At 67.4% G+C, this 18,902-nt stretch carries 16 protein-coding genes; 6 read left to right on the top strand and 10 right to left on the bottom strand.

Features of this window, described 5'->3' with window-relative positions; translation table 11 throughout:
- The first annotated feature begins 158 nt into the window (after positions 1-158).
- Positions 159-983 carry a type I methionyl aminopeptidase gene (gene map / locus CLU95_RS00080; protein WP_099789155.1) on the top strand — a complete coding sequence of 275 codons (825 nt, stop codon included), beginning with the start codon at positions 159-161 and terminating at the stop codon, positions 981-983.
- 22 nt (positions 984-1,005) lie between these two features.
- Positions 1,006-3,615: a [protein-PII] uridylyltransferase gene (locus CLU95_RS00085; RefSeq protein ID WP_099789157.1), complete on the top strand. Its 2,610-nt coding sequence runs from the start codon at positions 1,006-1,008 to the stop codon at positions 3,613-3,615.
- Between the two features lie 34 nt (positions 3,616-3,649).
- Here CLU95_RS00085 and CLU95_RS00090 read toward each other — a convergent pair whose 3' ends face one another.
- Entirely contained in the window at positions 3,650-3,994 is a 345-nt protein-coding gene (locus tag CLU95_RS00090; protein ID WP_099789159.1) for a hypothetical protein, read from the bottom strand.
- Positions 3,995-4,047: 53 nt separating this feature from the next.
- Positions 4,048-4,680, bottom strand: coding sequence for a response regulator (locus CLU95_RS00095; protein WP_180288495.1), 633 nt, complete (start codon positions 4,678-4,680; stop codon positions 4,048-4,050).
- Positions 4,681-4,879: 199 nt separating this feature from the next.
- Here CLU95_RS00095 and CLU95_RS30465 point away from each other — a divergent pair, with 199 nt between their 5' ends.
- The 3 genes from CLU95_RS30465 to CLU95_RS00105 all read left to right on the top strand — a co-directional run bounded on the left by CLU95_RS30465 (position 4,880) and on the right by CLU95_RS00105 (position 7,331).
- The gene (locus CLU95_RS30465) at positions 4,880-5,122 is read left to right on the top strand and encodes a helix-turn-helix domain-containing protein (RefSeq protein WP_143605919.1); all 243 of its coding nucleotides are present in this window, start codon (positions 4,880-4,882) and stop codon (positions 5,120-5,122) included.
- Between the two features lie 123 nt (positions 5,123-5,245).
- Positions 5,246-6,901 (top strand): phosphoglucomutase (alpha-D-glucose-1,6-bisphosphate-dependent), encoded by a 1,656-nt coding sequence (gene pgm / locus CLU95_RS00100; protein ID WP_099789164.1) that lies wholly within the window; start codon positions 5,246-5,248, stop codon positions 6,899-6,901.
- A gap of 16 nt (positions 6,902-6,917) precedes the next feature.
- Complete coding sequence (locus CLU95_RS00105) at positions 6,918-7,331, top strand: PPC domain-containing DNA-binding protein (protein ID WP_099789166.1); 414 nt, start codon at positions 6,918-6,920, stop codon at positions 7,329-7,331.
- Here the strand turns inward: CLU95_RS00105 and CLU95_RS00110 are convergent.
- Genes CLU95_RS00110 through CLU95_RS00120 form a run of 3 tightly spaced genes read right to left on the bottom strand, consistent with a single transcriptional unit; the run spans position 7,286 to position 10,397 of the window.
- The gene (locus CLU95_RS00110) at positions 7,286-8,344 is read right to left on the bottom strand and encodes an amino acid ABC transporter permease (protein ID WP_099789168.1); all 1,059 of its coding nucleotides are present in this window, start codon (positions 8,342-8,344) and stop codon (positions 7,286-7,288) included. The genes CLU95_RS00105 and CLU95_RS00110 overlap by 46 nt on opposite strands.
- Entirely contained in the window at positions 8,341-9,342 is a 1,002-nt protein-coding gene (locus tag CLU95_RS00115) for an amino acid ABC transporter permease (RefSeq protein WP_099789170.1), read from the bottom strand. The genes CLU95_RS00110 and CLU95_RS00115 overlap by 4 nt, the downstream gene beginning before the upstream one ends.
- Positions 9,339-10,397, bottom strand: coding sequence for an amino acid ABC transporter substrate-binding protein (locus CLU95_RS00120; protein WP_099789172.1), 1,059 nt, complete (start codon positions 10,395-10,397; stop codon positions 9,339-9,341). Before CLU95_RS00120 ends, CLU95_RS00115 begins: the two co-directional genes overlap by 4 nt.
- A 173-nt stretch (positions 10,398-10,570) precedes the next feature.
- Between CLU95_RS00120 and CLU95_RS00125 the strand changes: the two genes are divergently transcribed.
- Positions 10,571-10,960, top strand: coding sequence for a DoxX family protein (locus tag CLU95_RS00125; RefSeq protein WP_099789174.1), 390 nt, complete (start codon positions 10,571-10,573; stop codon positions 10,958-10,960).
- Positions 10,961-10,984: 24 nt separating this feature from the next.
- On the opposite strand, the gene def is transcribed toward CLU95_RS00125, so the two are convergent.
- From def to smc, 5 genes are all read right to left on the bottom strand, one after another.
- Positions 10,985-11,524, bottom strand: a complete 540-nt coding sequence (def, locus tag CLU95_RS00130) for a peptide deformylase (RefSeq protein WP_099789176.1) — start codon at positions 11,522-11,524, stop codon at positions 10,985-10,987.
- A gap of 32 nt (positions 11,525-11,556) precedes the next feature.
- Complete coding sequence (locus CLU95_RS00135) at positions 11,557-12,003, bottom strand: hypothetical protein (protein WP_099789178.1); 447 nt, start codon at positions 12,001-12,003, stop codon at positions 11,557-11,559.
- A 119-nt stretch (positions 12,004-12,122) separates the two neighbouring features.
- Positions 12,123-14,219 (bottom strand): NAD-dependent DNA ligase LigA, encoded by a 2,097-nt coding sequence (ligA, locus tag CLU95_RS00140; protein WP_099789180.1) that lies wholly within the window; start codon positions 14,217-14,219, stop codon positions 12,123-12,125.
- Between the two features lie 26 nt (positions 14,220-14,245).
- Positions 14,246-15,352, bottom strand: coding sequence for a cell division protein ZipA C-terminal FtsZ-binding domain-containing protein (locus CLU95_RS00145; protein WP_099789182.1), 1,107 nt, complete (start codon positions 15,350-15,352; stop codon positions 14,246-14,248).
- 13 nt (positions 15,353-15,365) lie between these two features.
- Positions 15,366-18,881, bottom strand: coding sequence for a chromosome segregation protein SMC (gene smc / locus CLU95_RS00150; RefSeq protein ID WP_099789184.1), 3,516 nt, complete (start codon positions 18,879-18,881; stop codon positions 15,366-15,368).
- Positions 18,882-18,902 lie beyond the last annotated feature (21 nt).

An 18,902-nucleotide genomic window follows, 5' to 3' on the forward strand; every position in this document is an offset into this window, starting at 1 on the left:
CTGGGCGGAGGGCCGCTGACTGGGGTCATCCGCGTTAACCCGGAATTTTAGGCCATCGCCGGGCCGCCCCAAGATGGCCGCCCCCCTCGGGGGGCAACGGAACACGAAGTGGTCCGTGTTGGGGGCAGGTTCATTTGCCGAATGGGATAATTCGGGGCATGAGCATTACCTACAAAGACGCCGCAGGCATCGAAGCCATGCGGGTCGCCTGCCGCCTCGGTTCCGAGGTGCTGGACTACCTCACGCCCTTCATCAAGCCCGGCATCACGACCAACGACGTGGACCGGCTGGCCGCCGAATACATGGTCAAGCAGGGCACCACCTCGGCCACGGTGGGCTACATGGGCGCCAGCAGCGTCCCGTTCCCGAAGTCGCTGTGCACCTCGGTGAACCACGTGGTGTGCCACGGCATCCCCAATGACAAGCCCCTGAAGAAGGGCGACATCATGAACGTCGACGTCACCGTCATCAAGGACGGCTGGTTCGGCGACAACAGCCGCATGTTCGTGATCGGCGACGCTTCCATTGCCGCCAAGCGCCTGTGCAGCGTCACCTTCGAAGCCATGTGGCACGGCATCCTGCAGGTGCGCCCCGGCGCTCACCTGGGCGATGTGGGCCATGCGATCCAGAAGTTCGCCGAAGGCCAGGGCTTCTCGATCGTGCGCGAGTTCTGCGGCCACGGCGTGGGCCAGCGCTTCCACGAAGAACCCCAGGTGCTGCACTACGGCCGCCCGGGCACCATGGAAGAGCTCAAGCCCGGCATGATCTTCACCATCGAGCCGATGATCAACGCCGGCAAGCGCGACGTGAAGGAAGACTTCAAGGGCGGCCAGTACGACGGCTGGACCATCGTCACGCGCGACCACTCGCTGTCGGCCCAGTGGGAGCACACGGTGCTCGTCACCGAAACCGGCTACGAGGTGCTGACGCTCTCCGAAGGCAGCCCGCCGCTGCCGGCCTTCGTCACCTCGACCAAAACCTGACGCGCCCCAGCGCGCCCCCGCCGTGATCGAAGCAGCCAAGATCGACGTGGCGACGCTGCGCGAAGCCTATCGCGCGAAAAAGCTCGCCCTTTTCGACACCCTGCGCTTCGCACGCGCGCCCACCCGCAGCGTCCACACGGTGCTGCGCCAGCTCTCGGCGCTGGCCGACCAGACGCTCACTGCCCTCTGGAACGAAGCCGGCTTCGGCGACGCCTTCGCGCTGGCTGCGGTCGGTGGTTTCGGGCGCGGCGAGCTGTTCCCCTACTCCGACGTCGACGTGCTGCTGCTGCTGCCGCCCGACGGCCATGACAGCGGCATCGACCCGGCCCGCATCGAGGCCTTCATCGGCCAGTGCTGGGACGCCGGCCTCGAGATCGGCTCCAGCGTGCGCACGCTCGACGAGTGCCTGGACGAGGCCGCCAAGGACATCACGGTCCAGACCTCGCTGCTCGAATCACGCCTGATCACGGGCGACAAGAAGCTCTTTGCGTCCTTCCGCCGCCGCTTCACGCAGGCCATCGACCCGCAGGCTTTCTTCGTGGCCAAGTCACAGGAAATGCGGCACCGCCACCAGAAGTTCGACAACACGCCCTACGCGCTCGAACCCAACTGCAAGGAATCGCCGGGCGGCCTGCGCGACCTGCAGACCATCCTCTGGATGAGCAAGGCCGCCGGCTTCGGCAGCCGCTGGGACGACCTGGCCAAGAACGGCCTGGCCACGCCTTTCGAGGCACAGCAGATCAAGCGCAACGAGGCCCTGCTCTCGCTGATTCGCGCCCGCCTGCACGTGATTGCCAACCGCCGCGAAGACCGGCTGGTGTTCGACCTGCAGACCGCCGTGGCCGCGAGCTTCGGCTACGAGAGCGAGTCGCAGCGCAAGTCGAGCGAGGCGCTGATGCGCCGCTACTACTGGGCGGCCAAGGCGGTGTCGCAGCTCAACCAGATCCTGCTGCTGAACATTTCCGAGCGGCTGCAGCCCATCGACGAGCAGCCCACGACCATCAACGAGCGCTTCTACGAGCGCGCCGGCCTGATCGAGATCGCGAGCGACGACCTGTACGAGCGCGAGCCGCATGCGGTGCTCGAGACCTTCCTGCTGTACCAGAAGACCATCGGCGTGAAGGGCCTGTCGGCGCGCACGCTGCGCGCGCTGTACAACGCGCGCCACGTGATGGACAGCAAGTTCCGCAACGACCCGGTCAACCACGTGACCTTCATGCGGATCCTGCAGCAGCCCTACGGCATCACGCATGCCTTTCGGCTGATGAACCAGACCTCGGTGCTGGGCCGCTACCTGCGCGTGTTCCGCAGCATCGTGGGGCAGATGCAGCACGACCTGTTCCACGTGTACACGGTCGACCAGCACATCCTGATGGTGCTGCGCAATGTGCGCCGCTTCTTCATCGCCGAGCATGCCCACGAGTACCCGGGCTGCTCGCAGCTCGCGGCCGGCTGGGACAAGCCCTGGATTCTTTACGTCGCCGCCCTCTTCCACGACATTGCCAAGGGCCGCGGCGGCGACCATTCCACGCTCGGCGCACGCGACGTGCAGCGCTTCTGCAAGCAGCACGGCATTGCGCGCGAAGACGGCAAGCTCATCGAGTTCCTCGTGGCCGAGCACCTGGTGATGAGCCAGGTCGCGCAAAAGCAGGACCTGAGCGACCCCGAGGTGATCGGCGCCTTCGCCAAGCGCGTGGGCAACGAGCGCTACCTCACCGCGCTTTACCTGCTGACGGTGGCCGACATCCGCGGCACTTCGCCGCGCGTGTGGAATGCCTGGAAGGGCAAGCTGCTCGAGGACCTGTACCGCTTCACGCTGCGCGCACTCGGCGGCCGCATGCCCGACCCGGACGCGGAAATCGAATCGCGCAAGCGCGAAGCGCTGGTGCAGCTCGCCCTGCACGCCCAGCGCTTCGAGGCGCACAAGGCGCTGTGGGACACGCTCGACGTCGGCTACTTCATGCGCCACGACGCTACCGAGATCGCCTGGCACGCCAAGCAGCTCTCGCGCTTCGTGCCGCCGAAGAACGTGCCCATCGACCCGAAGGCGCTGCCCATCGTGCGCGCGCACCTGTCGCCGGTGGGCGAAGGGCTTCAGGTGGTGGTCTACACGCCCGACCAGTCCGACCTGTTTGCGCGCATCTGCGGCTACTTCGACCAGGCCTCGTTCAGCATTCTGGATGCCAAGGTCCACACCACGAGCAACGGCTACGCGCTCGACACCTTCCAGGTGGTGACGACTTTCCAGCCCGACCACTACCGCGACCTCATCAGCATGGTCGAGACAGGCCTGGCGCAAACGCTCACCGAGGCCGGCGCCCTGCCCGCGCCGAGCATGGGACGCGTGTCACGGCGGGTTCGCAGCTTTCCGATCAAGCCGCGCATCAGCCTCGTACCCGACGACAAGGCCCAGCGCTGGCTGCTCAGCATCTCGGCCAGCGACCGTGCAGGGCTGCTGTATTCGGTGGCGCGCGTGCTCGCGCGGCATCACCTGAACCTGCAACTGGCGAAGGTGACAACCCTGGGCGAACGGGTGGAAGACACGTTCCTGATCAGCGGGCCGGAACTGCAGGGCCAGAAGACTCAGCTGGCCATCGAGACGGACCTGATGGAGGCGCTGGCCTCCAAGTAAGGCTGCGTGAGGCCGAGGGCTTTGCGTGTGCGGTTCAGCCGCAGTACGCGCCGAGGATGCGACCCGTAGGATCGACCTGTGCATTGAGCCGTGTCGCATCCTGCGCCGGGTCGGCCGGGGCCGTGGCCGGCACCGTGCGGGCGGTTTTCGCGCCGGCGCGCTGGCGCATCTCTTCGAGCAACGGACGCGTCGCCTGCAAGCCGAGCGCAAAGCGCACTTCCGGGGCCTGGCAACTTTCGGGCGGCGGCGCGAAGCTCGGCGGGGCAGGCACGTCGGAGGTGAGCGGCCGGTCTTTGGGCGGGGCCTCGCAGCCCGCGAGCACTGCAGCCAGGGCCACAGCCATCAGAAGAACCCCGTGCCGGCCAAACGTCATGCGCATCTTGTCTTGCTCCTTGAAACCAGCCCGAAGCTTAGCCGCCCGCGGCGGCCGGTTCATGACCCCTTGCGCTGCAACGGGGACAGCAGCCCCAGGCGGATGCCCGTGATCACGGCCTCGGTGCGATTGTGCACACCCAGCGCCTGGAACAAGGTGCCGATGTACTCCTTCACCGTGTGCTCCGAAAGGCCGAGCTCGCGCGCGATCGACTTGGTCGGCAGCCCGCGCGCCAGGCCGTGCAAGGTGTCGGTCTGCCTCGGGCTGAGCGTGGGCCTGTCTATGCTTTTCGGCCCCAGGTGCAAGATCTCTTGGGGCAGGTAGACCTCCCCCGCGAGCACGGTCTCGAAGGCCCGCTTCAAAAAGTCGGCCGGCATGCTCTTGGGCACGAAGCTCATCGCGCCGGCCTCCAGACAGCCACGGATGATGTCGACATCGGTCGACGCCGACACCACCACGGCCGCGATGTCGGGCGCCCCCGCTTTCAGACGCACCAGCGCGTCCAGGCCGTACTCGCCCTTGAGTTCGAGGTCCAGCAGACAGATCGCCAGGTCGGGGTGGCGCAGCGCCAGGGCGCAGGCCTCGTCGACCGTGGCAGCTTCGAAGATCTCCGCGCTGTGCTCCATGCTCTCGAGCAGCATGCGCAGGCCGGCGCGGAACAACGCGTGATCGTCCAGCATCATCACTTTCATGGCACACCCCCTTCGACCTTTGTGGTCGATATGCAGCCCCATTCTGACGCTGGCGTGCAAGGGTGCACCCGCCGCGCGTCGGAACTAGATCACCCTCCACGCAAAAAACTACCAGCCCCCTGCGAAGGAGGGGTTGGGCCTGTGGCCCGTTTGGAGGAGATTCGCATCCGACCGCTGTTGCGGCCAAGGGAGTCCGACCATGAACGCCAGCTTTCAAGACCGCTTGATCTCGCTCGTCGCCGGATCGCAACCCCAGTGGAAATCCGAGCTCGCCCGACAGTGCGGCGTCAGCGCTCCCACGGTGATCCGCTGGCTCACCGACCGCCACAGCTGCGCCGGCACCCTGCATCTGCACACGATTGCCGCCTACTTCGAAGTGCCCGCTCAATGGCTGGCCACAGGCGATGGCCCGGAGCGGGTCCGCGCACGGCGCTCACATTGAAAGGGTTGTAAGCGAACCGCTGCGAACGGGCGCGCAGACGGCAAGCCGGCCCCGGTCATGGCGTATGCTGAAAGGCCGCGCACGGCACCGCCGGCACGCTCCCTTTCATCACCCGCTTTCGACATGAGCACTTCTTCCCATCCCCTCGCGGGCCAGCCGGCCCCGTCTGATCTGCTGGTGGACGTGCCGCGCCTCGTCTCGGCCTACTACACCGGTCGCCCCGACCCGGCCGTGCCGAGCCAGCGCGTGGCCTTCGGCACCTCGGGCCATCGTGGCTCCTCGTTCGACGACGCGTTCAACGAATGGCATGTGCTGGCAATCAGCCAGGCCATCTGCGATTACCGCAAGCAGAAAGGCATCGACGGCCCGCTGTTCCTGGGCATCGACACGCACGCGCTGTCCACGCCCGCCTTCGCCAGCGCGGTCGAGGTGCTGGCGGCCAACGGCGTCGAGCTGATGCTCTCGAAGGACGACGAGTACACGCCGACGCCGGCCGTGTCGCATGCGATCCTGGTCTACAACCGCGGCCGCACCAGCGGCCTGGCCGACGGCATCGTCATCACGCCCTCGCACAACCCGCCCGAGAGCGGCGGCTTCAAGTACAACCCGCCCAACGGCGGACCCGCGGGCACCGACATCACGTCAGCCGTCGAAGCCGCCGCCAACAAGATGCTGGCGAACAAGCTCGAAGGCGTGAAGCGCCTGCCGCTCGCGCAGGCGCTGAAGGCGTCCACCACGCACCGCCACGACTACCTGAACACCTACGTCGAAGACCTGGCCCAGGTGCTCGACATGGACGCGATCCGCGGCGGCACCATCGACCTCGGCGTCGATCCGCTGGGCGGTGCCGGCGTGCACTACTGGCCCGCCATTGCCGCGCGCTACAAGCTCCAGCGCCTGAACGTGCTGAGCCAGGCGGTCGATCCGACCTTCCGTTTCATGTCGCTCGACTGGGACGGCCGTATCCGCATGGACCCGTCGTCACCCGATGCGATGCACGGACTGGTCGCGCTCAAAGACCGCTTCGGCATTGCCTTCGCCTGCGACACCGACCACGACCGCCACGGCGTGGTCACGCGCAGCGCGGGCCTCATGCAGCCGAACAACTACCTCGCGGTGATGATCGACTACCTCTTCACGCACCGCCCGCACTGGCCCGCGCAGGCGGCTGTCGGCAAGACCGTGGTCAGCAGCCGCATGATCGACCGCGTGGCGGCGCAGTTGGGCCGCCCGCTGTACGAAGTGCCCGTGGGCTTCAAGTGGTTCGTCGACGGGCTGGTCGATGGCTCACTCGGCTTCGGCGGCGAGGAAAGCGCAGGCGCCACCTTCCTGCGCCACGACGGCAGCGCGTGGACCACCGACAAGGACGGCATCGTGCCCGCCCTGCTCTCGGCCGAGATCGCCGCGCGCGTCGGGCGCGACCCCGGCGAGCGCTTCAACGAACTGACGCAGGCGCTGGGACGCCCGGTGTCCGACCGCGTGGACGCGCCCGCCACGCCCGAGCAGAAGAAGCGCCTGTCGGCCCTCTCGCCGCAGCAGATCACCTCGACCACGCTGGCGGGCGAGAAGATCGAGAACGTGCTGAGCCACGCACCGGGCAACGGCGCAGCCATCGGCGGCGTGAAGGTCGTCACCGAGAACGGCTGGTTCGCCGCGCGGCCTTCGGGCACGGAGAACATCTACAAGATCTACGGCGAGAGCTTTCTCGGCGACGACCATCTCGCACGCATCCTCGGCGAGGCGCAGCAGGTGGTCGACAAGGCGCTGTCGGCGAGCTGACGCGAGGCAACAGCGCATGGACACGCTCGTGCTGCGGCTGCAACCCGGCGACGACCTGCGTGCGGCACTCGATGCCGTGCTGAAGCAAGACGGCATCGGCGACGCGGCTTTCGTGGTCTCGGGCATCGGCAGCCTGCACGGCGCGAGCATCCGTTTCGCGGGCGCCGAGACGGCGACGCGGATCGAAGGCGATCTTGAAATCCTCACGCTCGCGGGCACGCTGACACCCGATGGCTCGCACCTGCATCTCAGCGTGTCGGATGCCAGTGGCCGGGTGTCGGGCGGCCATGCCGCGCCCGGTTGCGTGGTGCGCACCACGGCCGAGATCCTCGTCGCGGTGCTGCCCGAATGGCGTTTCTCGCGCGAACCCGACGCGCAGACCGGCTACGCCGAGCTGGTGCCCAGGCGCCGCTCGAGCCAGACGCTGTAGCGCGACAGCCCGAAGCACAGCAGCCAATAAACGGCTGCCACGAACAGGTAGCCCTCGAGATAGAACGGCCGCCAGACCGGATCGCCGCCCAGCGCCAGCCCGAGTGCGCCGGTCAGCTCGAACAGACCGACCACGGTGACCAGCGAGGTGTCCTTCAGCGTGCCGACCACGCTGTTGGTCAGCGCCGGCACCACGAGGCGCAGCGCCTGCGGCAGCACGATGTCGCGCTGCACCGGCCAGCGACCGAAGCCCAGCGCCATCGCCACCTCGGTCTGGCCACGCGGCACGGCCTGCAGGCCGCCGCGGATGATCTCCGCCAGATAGGCCGCGACGAACAGCGTGAGCCCCATCAGCACGCGCACCAGCACGTCGGGCTGCCAGCCTGCGGGCCACAGCAGCGGCAGCAGGAACGAGGCCATGAACAGCACCGAGATCAGCGGCACGCCGCGCACCAGCTCGATGTAGCTCGCGCTCAGCGTGCGCACCACGGGCCATTCGGAGCGCCGCCCCATCGCGAGCAGCAGCGCCAGCGGAAAAGCCAACGCCAGCCCGACCACAGCCAGCCCGATGGTGAGCGGCAGGCCGCCCCAGCGGCTGGTCGGCACCACGCTCAGCCCGGCCACACCGCCATGCATCAGCCCGACGAACAGCAACAACGCCACGAGCCACAACGGCACCAGCCACCAGCGCCAGCTGCGCGGCCAGGCGCTGAGCACGGTCACCGCGGACAACACGACCACCGCGATGGCCGGACGCCATTGCTCTTCATACGGAAAGCGGCCGAACAGCATCGGCCGCCACTTCTCGGCCACCACGCCCCAGCAGGCGCCATGCTGCACCGCGCGGCAGGCGTCGGCGTCGGGACGGAACACGGCATGCACCACGCCCCACTCGAACGCATGGAACCCGGCCCACGCGAGCACGCCCAGCAGCAGCACCGTGGCCAGCGCGCGCAGCGGTGAACCCCACAGCTCGCTGCGCCATGCGATGGGGCCTTGCGCGACGTTTCTCATCGCCAGCCTCGCAGCGCGACGCGCGCGTTGTAGCGGTTCATGCCGAAGGAGATCACGAGCGACAGCAGCAGGTACACCGCCATGATGATCGCGATGCACTCGAAGGCGCGTCCGTTCGAGCCGATGGTGGTGTTGGCCACCGACACCAGCTCCGGGTAGCCCACGGCCACGGCCAGCGACGAATTCTTGGTGAGGCTCAGCAACTGGTTGGTGAGCGAGGGCACGATCACGCGCAGCGCCTGCGGCAGGATCACGATGCGCAGCTGCTGCACCGACGACAGCCCCAGGGCCTGCCCCGCCAGCACCTGCCCCTGCGAGACCGAGAGGATGCCGGCGCGCACGATCTCCGCCACGAAGGCCGCCGAGTACAACGACAACCCGGCGACGATGGTCACGTACTCCGGGCTCAGCGCCGCGCCGCCGCTCACGCCGAAGTCACCGCGCTCGGGCCATTCGAAATGCGTGGGCCACCAGCCACCCTCGCCCGCCACGGGCCAGGGCACGCTGAGCCCGCCCTTGCTGAGCCACACGCCCGGCAGCAGGTGCACGGGCTCGGTCGGGTCGGGCAGCAGGTTGGCCATCGCGAAAGCCAGCATCAGCAGCTGCACCAGCAGCGGCACGTTGCGCAGCAGCTCCACGTACGCGGTGCAGATGCCGCGCAACAGCACGTGCGGCGCGAGCCGGCCGATGCCGATCAGTGTGCCGAGCACCACCGCGAAGATGGCCGCCGGCACGGCCGCGCGCACGGTGTTGATCAAGCCCGCAAGGAACGCGCGCCACGACGGCTGGCTGGCATCGAAGTCGAGCCAGCCTTCGCTGATCGAGAAACCCGCGGGCTCGGTGAGAAAGTCGAAACCCGAGCGCACGCCGCGTGCGCGCAGCACGTCGAGCGCATGGTTCACCACCCAGACGGCGCCGGCCACGACGGCCAGCACCAGAAGGGCCTGCACGAGCCAGGCCAGCCAAGCGCCGCGGCGCGAGGCGCCCTCCTGCCTCATCGCACGGGTGGTGCGTAGATCAGGCCGCCTTTGCTCCAGAGGTTGTTGGAGCCGCGCGGCAGCTTGAGCACCGACTTCGGTCCGACGTTGCGCTCGAACATTTCGCCGTAGTTGCCCACGGCCTTGATGGCGCGGTACGACCAGTCTTTGTCCAGGCCCAGCAGCTTGCCGAGGTCTTCACCGGCGCCGAGCAGACGCTGTTGCGCCGGGTCTTTGCTGGCGGCCTTGAGCTGGTCGGCATTGGCCTGCGTGACACCGAATTCTTCGGCCTCGATGAGCGCGTTGGGCACCCACTTGGCAATGGCGAACCACTCGTCGTCACCGCGGCGCACCAGCGGCGCGAGCGGTTCCTTGGAGATCAGCTCGGGCAGGATGAGGTAGTCGTCGGGGTTCGGCGCTTCCTTGTTGCGCAGGCCGGCCAGCGCCGAGGCGTCGGTCGTGAAGGCCTGGCAGCGGCCCGAGAAGAAGGCCTTGAACGAAGCTTCGAAGCTCTCGAACACGACGGTCTTCACGGGGATGTTCTGCGCGCGGAAGTAGTCCGACACGTTCTTTTCGTTGGTGGTGCCCGACTGCGTGCAGATGGTGGCGTTCTTGAGCTGCTTGGCGCTCGTCACCTTGAGCTTCTTGGGCACCAGGAAGCCCTGGCCGTCGTAGTAGGTGATGGTGGTGAAGTTGAAGCCCAGCGACGCGTCGCGCGTGAGCGTCCAGGTGGTGTTGCGCGCGAGGATGTCGATCTCGCCGGCCTGCAGGGCCGAGAAGCGCTGCTGCGAGTTGAGCGGCACGAAGTCGACCTTCTTCGGATCGCCCAGCACGGCCGCGGCGATGGCGCGGCAGGTGTCGACGTCCAGGCCCGACCAGTTGCCCTGCGTGTCGGGGGCCGAGAAACCGGCCACGCCGTTGGTCACGCCGCACTTGACGGTGCCGCGCTGCTTGACCGCATCGAGCGTCTTGCCGGCAAAGGCCGGGGCCGCGGTGGCCAGTGCGAGAACGGAAGCGGCGGCGAGCAGTGCCGGGCGCAGTCGGATGGTTGGGGTGGTCGTTGTCTTCTTCGTCATTGGTGTGTACTCCTCAACAGTAGGCAAAAGGCAGTGTACGGGGCGATGCAGGTCGGCGACAAAGAACCCCGCGTTGGATACATATGTCGATTCCTTCGCGGGCGATCGGTTGGCGGCGCGGTCAGTTTCACTACCATACGGCCCTTTCATCACTCCAGAACAGGAATCACACCATGGTCAAGTCCGACGACACCGGCAAGCTCATCCTGCGCGTTGCGCTGGGCATCCTCATCCTGCTGCACGGCATTGCCAAAGTCGGCAAGGGCGTCGACGGCATCGGCGGCATGCTCGCGTCGCACGGCGTGCCCGCCGTGCTGGCCTACGGGGTCTACGTGGGCGAGATCCTGGCGCCGGTGCTGCTGATCGTCGGCCTGTTCACGCGGCCCGCCGCGCTGGTCGTGGCGATCAACATGGTCGTGGCGATCTGGCTGGCGCACCGCAAGGACCTGGGCGCTTTGAACGGGCAAGGCGGCTGGGCGCTGGAACTGCAGGGCATGTTCCTGTTCGCGGCGATCTCGCTTGCGTTCATGGGTGGCGGGCGCTTCGGGCTCAACAACAAGTAAGCCAGTCAACAGACGGACGACCCGTCAGTCGTCGTCGGCCGCATCGAGGCCTGGAAACAGGACCTCGGTGTAGCCAAAGCGCGAGAAATCGCGCACCCGCATCGGGTACAGCTTGCCGAACAGGTGATCGACCTCGTGCTGCACCACGCGCGCATGGAAGCCGTCGGCGGTGCGATCGATCGGGTCGCCATACAGGTCGAAGCCCGTGTAGCGGATGTGGGCGAAGCGCGGCACCACGCCGCGCAGGCCCGGCACCGACAGACAGCCTTCCCAGCCCTCTTCCTCTTCATCGCCCAGCGGGGTGATGACAGGGTTGAGCAGCACGGTGCGTGGCACCGGCGGTGCGTCGGGGTAGCGTGGATTGACGGTGTCGGTGCCGAAGATCACCAGTTGCAGGTCGACGCCGATCTGCGGCGCGGCAAGGCCGGCGCCATTGACCGCTTTCATGGTCTCGAACATGTCGCGCACCAGCAGGTGCAGTTCGTCGGTGTCGAAAGCGACGACCGGCTGCGCAGTGCGCAGCAGCCGGGGGTCGCCCATCTTGAGAATTTCGCGGAAGGCCATCGCGGGATTATCGCGAGAGCCTCACCCCATGATCACGGGATACCCCCGGGGTTGTTCTTCGAGTCTGGCGAGGTCCACAGCCGCTCGCGGCCGCGCGGCATCTGTTGCGGTTGCGACGGCGTGATGCCAGGCACGCCACCCGCGCCGGGTCGCACCGGCGGCACCACGGCAACCGGGGGACGGCCACCGCCCCAGGGCGGGCGCGTCGTCGGATAGGTTGGTCGCACGCCAGGGTACGGATAGGCCGGCCGGTGACCGTCGTAGTACGGACGGCGGTCGTAGTACGGACGGCGGTTGTCGTAGTAACCGCCACCCTGGATGTAGACCGGCGCCGGCACCACCACGGGACCCGGATCGGCGTAGTACGGGTCGGAATAGCCGCCGGAGTAGTACGGATCGCCAGGAACAGCCACGCAGCCGCTCAGCAGCGCGATGCCGCCGAGTGCGAGGCTGGTAGCGAGAACACGAATTTTTTGCATGAGGGACTCCTTGTCGGCCTTCTGTCATCGTTCAACGTCCGCTTGTAGACCCTGTTGACTGCGCGGATGTGAAGTCGCGTAACGGCCGGTAAAGGCCCCAGTCAACGCCGCCGACCGGATCAGGCCTCGGGTGCCGGTGGAACCCCGTTCGCGAGGATCTCCAGCATACGCGCCTCGTCGATCACCGTGACGCCGATGTCGCGCGCCTTGTCGAGCTTGCTGCCGGCCTCTTCCCCGGCCACGAGGTAGTGGGTCTTCTTGCTGACGGAGCCGGCCACCTTGGCACCGGCTGCCTCCAATTTATCCTTCGCTTCGTCGCGGCCCAGCGTAGGAAGGGTGCCGGTGATCACGAAGGTCAGGCCCGCCAATGGCTTGGGCGCACGGGCTTCGGGCTCGAACTCTTCCCAGGTCAGGCCGCAGGCACGCAGCTGCTCGACCACCTCGCGGTTGTGCGGTTGGTCGAAGAAGGTGCGCAGGCTCTGCGCCACCACGGGGCCAACGTCGTTGACCTCGAGCAACTGCTCCTCGGTCGCATCCATGATGGCGTCGAGCTTGCCGAAATGCTTGGCGAGGTCTTTGGCCGTGCTCTCGCCCACGTGGCGGATGCCCAGGCCGAACAGGAAGCGCGGCAGCGTCGTCTTCTTCGAGGCTTCGAGCGCATCGACGAGGTTCTTGGCCGACTTCTCGGCCATGCGGTCCAGGCCCGCCAGCGTGACGAAGCCGAGCTTGTAGAGATCGGGCAAGGTACGGATCAGGTTGGCATCGACCAGCTGTTCGACCAGCTTGTCGCCCAGCCCGTCGACATCGACCGCGCGCCGCGCCGCGAAATGCAGGATGGCTTCCTTGCGCTGCGCCGCGCAGAACAGGCCGCCGGTGCAGCGGTAGTCGACCTCGCCCTCCTCCCGCACGGCTTCCGAATCGCACACGGGACACTTGTGCGGCATGGTGAAGATGGCGCCGCGCTGGTCGTCGGGCTTGGCCAGGCTGTCGGGTGCGACGCCGACCACTTCGGGAATCACGTCGCCGGCACGCCGCACGATCACGGTATCGCCCACGCGCACGTCCTTGCGGCGGGCTTCGTCTTCGTTGTGCAGCGTGGCGTTGGTCACGGTCACACCACCGACGAACACCGGCGCCAGCTTGGCCACCGGCGTGAGCTTGCCGGTGCGGCCCACCTGGATCTCGATGCCGACCACCTCGGTCAGTTGCTCCTGCGCCGGGTACTTGTGGGCCACGGCCCAGCGCGGTTCGCGCGAGACAAAACCGAGTTGCCGCTGCAGCTCCAGGCTGTCGACCTTGTAGACCACGCCGTCGATGTCGTACGGCAGCGCATCGCGCTGGCGGCCGATGGTTTCGTGGAATGCTATCAGTTCAATAGCACCTGTCGCCCGCGCCGTCTGCGTGGCGACCGGAAACCCCCATGCATGGAACTGCTGCAGCCAGTCGAACTGGGTGGCAATCTCCGGACCGCCTTCGCTCGCAGACGAAACCTCGCCAAGGCCGTAGGCGAAGAAGCTCAGCGGCCGTGCCGCTGCGATCGCCGGATCATGCTGGCGCACCGCGCCGGCCGCCGCATTGCGCGGATTGACGAACACCTTCTCGTTCTTCTGTCCGGCGGCGATCTTCTCGCGCTGGCGCTCGTTGAGGCCGTCGAAATCGGCGCGCTTCATGTAGACCTCGCCGCGCACCTCGACCACGGGCGGCGCCGTGTCCTTGAGCTTCAGCGGAATCTCACGGATGGTGCGGATGTTCTGCGTGACGTCCTCGCCCACCTCGCCGTCGCCGCGCGTGGCGGCCTGCACCAGCACGCCTTGCTCGTAGCGCAGGCTCATGGCCAGGCCGTCGAACTTGAGTTCGCAGACATAGGCAATCTGCGGTGCGTCTTCGGCCAGGCCCAGTTCGCGGCGCACACGTGCATCGAACGCGCTGGCGCCGGTCGGCGTGATGTCGGTCTCGGTGCGGATCGACAGCATCGGCACCCGGTGGCGCACCTTGGCCAGCCCGTCGAGCACCGCACCGCCCACGCGCTGCGTCGGCGAATCGGGCGTGCGCAGTTCGGGAAACTCGGTTTCCAGCACCTGCAGACGCTGGAACATCTTGTCGTACTCCGCGTCGGGCAGCTCAGGGGCGTCGAGCACGTAGTACAGATGGGCGTGGCGATGCAGCTGCTCGCTCAGTGCGGCGGCTTCGCGTGCCGCTTCGTCGCGCGTTGTCATGGGGTGTCCCTCGGGAAAAAGACGGATCAGCTGAAGAGGCGTCGCGCCAGCGGCGAGCCGGCGGCGAGGTCGCGTGCGTCGAGCGTGTCGTACAGCTGCTCGAGGTCGGTGCCGATCACGTCCATGGTTTCGTCGCGCAGCAACTGGCCGTCGCTGTCGGTCACCACGCCGTCCATCTCGCGGGCCAGCGTGGCAGCAGCTTCACGCATGCGGCGGAACGGCTCTTCGCCGCGATCGACCTGCGGCACATCGAGGCTCAGGCTGAGTTCGCGAATCGCCGATTGCGCCGGATCGTCGGCCAGCGCGGCCTGGGTGTCGAACGAGAGCCCGAGGATCGGCGGCAGGCCGGCTTCGCTGGTCGGCAGCACCATGCGACCCGGAATGATCCCGGCGACAAAGCCCAGCCGTGCGGCGTTCTGTTGCACGTAGCCCGGGCTCCAGGCCGCATGCAGCGCGCGCAGCACGAAGCCCAGTTGCGCGTCGTGGGCGCTGGCGAACTGGTCGAGTTCACGGGCACGTGCCACTTCGTCGAGCATCTCGGGAAACTCGGGCGCACCGTTCACAGCGTCGGCAAAGGCCTGCGCCTTGACCACGAACTCGGAGTACTCGATCTCGTTGAGCGCCCCGGTGCGGTTGGCCAGCTGCACGCCGACCTGGAACGCACGGTAGCGCTGCCCGGGCGCCGGCGGCTCCCACTGGCTGGTGAAGTCGTTCAGGCCCTCGATGGCCACCGGCTTGCTGCCCGCGCGGCGCGTCGACGGCATGGCCGCGAGCGCAGCGTCGCCCGAGGCCAGGCCTTCAAGCGAAATGGGCGCGATGACGTCGATCAACGGATCGAGCCCGCCGCGGCGCTCACCGGTGGGCACGGGCACGCCGCTGGGCGCGGGCAGGTCGGGGTCGAACAGTGGCTCGTGGCGGTCGCTTCCGGCCACCTGGCTCGGGTCGGCATGGAGCATCGGCTCCACGCCGCCGTCGCTGCCGCCGGCCAGCGCGCGTTCGGCTTCTGCCAAGGCGACATCGACCGCGTCGGGCTGGCGCGGCGCATTGCGACGCGACATCAGGGTGTTGTAGGCCACGACGGCCGCGAGAACGAGGCCGCCAAGGATCGCCAGGGCGAGGGTGAGATTGCTCATGCGCGCGCCTGCCTTATGCCGCTTCGACCATCGAGGCCGCCGACTCCATGTCGACCGCAACGATGCGCGACACGCCCTGCTCCTGCATGGTCACGCCGATCAGTTGTTCGGCCATTTCCATGGCGATCTTGTTGTGGCTGATGAAGAGGAACTGGGTTTCACGGCTCATGGCGGTCACGAGTTTGGCGTAGCGTTCGGTGTTGGCGTCGTCCAGCGGCGCGTCCACTTCGTCCAGCAGACAGAAAGGCGCCGGGTTGAGTTGGAAGATGGCGAACACGAGCGCAATGGCCGTAAGCGCCTTCTCGCCGCCTGAGAGCAGGTGGATGGTCTGGTTCTTCTTGCCGGGTGGCTGCGCGAGCACCTGCACGCCGGCATCGAGGATTTCGTCGCCGGTCATCACGAGACGTGCATTGCCGCCACCAAACAGCTCGGGGAACATGCGGCTGAAGTGCTCGTTGACGATCTTGAAGGTGCCGCCGAGCAGGTCGCGCGTTTCAGCGTCGATCTTGCGGATGGCGTCTTCGAGCGTGCCGATGGCTTCGTTAAGGTCGGCCGACTGGGCGTCGAGGAAGATCTTGCGCTCGCTCGCAATCGCGAGTTCATCGAGCGCGGCGAGGTTGACGGCGCCGAGCGCGACCACTTCGCGGTTCAGGCGGTCGATTTCGCTTTGCAAGCCCGTCAGGCGCACCTTCTCGGTCTCGATCGATTGCGCGACCACTTCGAGGTCGGCACCGGCATCGTCCAGCAGCTGCTGGTACTGCTCGACACCCAGGCGCGCGGCCTGCTCCTTGAGCTGGAACTCGGTGATGCGCTGGCGCAGCGGATCGAGTTCGCGCTCGAGCTGCAAACGGCGTTCGTCGCTGGCGCGCAGCTTGAGCGTGAGGTCGTCGTACTGGCTGCGGGCTGCGCCCAAGGCGGTCTCGCGCTCCAGCTTGAGCGAGAGCGCGTCCTGCAGCCCGGCTTGCGCGGCAGCATCCGACAGGCGGCTCAGCTCGGCGCGGGCGCGCTCGTCTTCGTCGGTGAGTGCGACGGTCTGCTGCGAGGCGGTTTCGATGCTGCGGTTCAGCTCGCCGCGGCGCGCTTCAAGCGTGCGCTGCGAGAAGGTGGCTTCCTGCGCCTGCCGCTCGAGGCTGCGGTGCTGCTCGCGGCTGGCATTCAGCGTGCGACCGGCTTCGATCACGCGCTCGTCGAGCTGCGCATGGCGCTCCTGGCTGTCGGCCAGTTGCATGTCGAGCTCTTCGAAGCGGCCTTCGGCGGCGATGCGCTTTTCTTGCAGTTCTTCGAGCTGGGCATCGACCTCGCCGAGGTCGGCGGCCAGCTGCTGGCTGCGCGCGCGAGTTTGTTCCGCGAGCTGCGTCATGCGCAGCGTTTCGACCTGCAGCTCATGGGCGCGCGACTGCGTTTCGGCGGCTTCGCGGCGGGCCGTGACGAGGCGTTGTGCGGCATCGCCGTAGGCAGCTTCGGCGCGGACCAGCGCGGTGCGCGCCTCTTCGTTGATGAGCGTCTGGGCCTTGAGCTGGCGCTCGAGGTTTTCCATTTCCTGCTGGCGGGCCAGGAGGCCGGCCTGCTCGGAATCGGGCGCGTAGAAGTTCACGCTGTGCGACGACACGGCATGGCCGCTGCGCACATAGATCACTTCGCCGGGCTGCAGCGTGGCGCGCTGGGCCAGCGCCTCTTCGAAGGTCTCGGCCGTGAAGCAGCCATGCAGCCAGTCGTTCAGCAGCGCTTGCTGGCCGGCGTCGTTCAGGCGCAGCAGGCTCGACAGCTTGGGCAGCGCGCCCGCGGCTTGCGGTACGCCTGCGGCAGGCGCGCTGTAGAAGGCCAGCTTGGCGGGCGGTGCGTCGTTGCCGAAGGCACGCACCATGTCGAGCCGGCTGACTTCAAGCGCGCCCAGGCGCTCGCGCAGTGCGGATTCGAGCGCACTCTCCCAGCCCTGTTCGATGTGGATGCGACTCCACAGGCCCTGCAGGCCGTCGAGGCCATGTTTGGCGAGCCACGGCGCGAGCTTGCCGTCGGTCTTGACCTTTTCTTGCAGCGCACGCAGCGCTTCGAGGCGGGCCGAAAACTCGGCGTGGCGGGCGCCTTCGGTGTTGACGGCCTGCTGCTTGGCGCGACGGTCTTCGTCGAGCTGCGGCACGGCTTCCTGCAGTTCCTGCAGGCGGGCGTCGGACTCGCTGGCGGCTTCTTGCGCCGCGGCCAGCTGCTCCTGCATTTCGGTCAGCCGGTCTTCGTCGGGTGCGGCCAGCGCGTTCTGGTCGGCGCGCAGGCGTTCGCCGCGCAGCGTGAGCTGACGGCTCTGGTCTTCGATGTTGCGCTGGTCGGCGGCCAGCACCTGGATCTGCTGCTGCACCTGCGACACGGTGGCGCGCTGCGTGTTGGCTTCGTTCTGGGCACGCTGCACGGCTTCTTCAAGATCAGGCAACCGTGCGTCGTGTTCTTCGAGCTGCGCGGCCAGCAGGATGGCCTGCTCCTCGGCATCGACGCCGGCACCGGCCAGCGTCTCGATTTCGGCTTCGGCTTCTTCGCGGCGACGGCCCCACTGACCCATCTGTTCGCGCAGTTGCACCAGGCGCTGTTCGACGCGTTGGCGGCCTTCGACCACGAAGCGGATCTCGCCTTCGAGCCGACCGACTTCGGCGCTGGCTTCGTAGAGCTTGCCCTGCGCCTGGTTCACCAGGTCGCCGGCGCCGTAGTGGGCCTGGCGCACGGTTTCGAGTTCGGACTCGATGCGGCGCAGATCGGCGGTGCGCGATTCGAGGTCGTTGATGGCCTTTTCCGAATCGGCCTTGATCTTGGCCTGGTCGGCGTCGCTTTCGCCGCGCTTCAGGAACCACAGCTGGTGCTGCTTCTTCGTGGCGTCGCCCTGCAGCGCGTTGTAGCGCGCCGCCACCTCGGCCTGCTTCTCGAGCTTTTCGAGGTTGGCGTTGAGTTCGCGCAGGATGTCTTCAACGCGCGTGAGGTTCTCGCGCGTGTCGCCCAGACGGTTCTCGGTTTCGCGGCGACGCTCCTTGTACTTGGAGACGCCCGCGGCTTCTTCGAGAAACAGGCGCAGCTCTTCGGGCTTGGACTCGATGATCCGGCTGATCGTGCCCTGGCCGATGATGGCGTAGGCGCGCGGCCCGAGGCCCGTGCCCAGGAACACGTCCTGCACATCGCGGCGGCGCACCGGCTGGTTGTTGATGTAGTAGCTGCTGGTGCCGTCGCGCGTGAGCACGCGGCGCACGGCGATTTCGGTGAACTGGTTCCACTGGCCGCCGGCGCGGTGGTCGGCGTTGTCGAACACCAATTCGACGCTTGAACGGCTGGCCTGCTTGCGGGTGGTCGTGCCGTTGAAGATCACGTCCTGCATCGACTCGCCGCGCAGTTCCGACGCACGCGACTCGCCGAGCACCCAGCGCACGGCATCCATGATGTTCGACTTGCCGCAGCCGTTCGGCCCCACCACCCCGACCAGTTGGCCCGGCAGCAGGAAGTTGGTGGGTTCGGCGAACGACTTGAAGCCCGAGAGCTTGATGGAGTTAAGACGCACGACTTGTCGCCCTGCCTTGGC

Source organism: Variovorax sp. 54, assembly GCF_002754375.1.
GTDB lineage: Bacteria > Pseudomonadota > Gammaproteobacteria > Burkholderiales > Burkholderiaceae_C > Variovorax.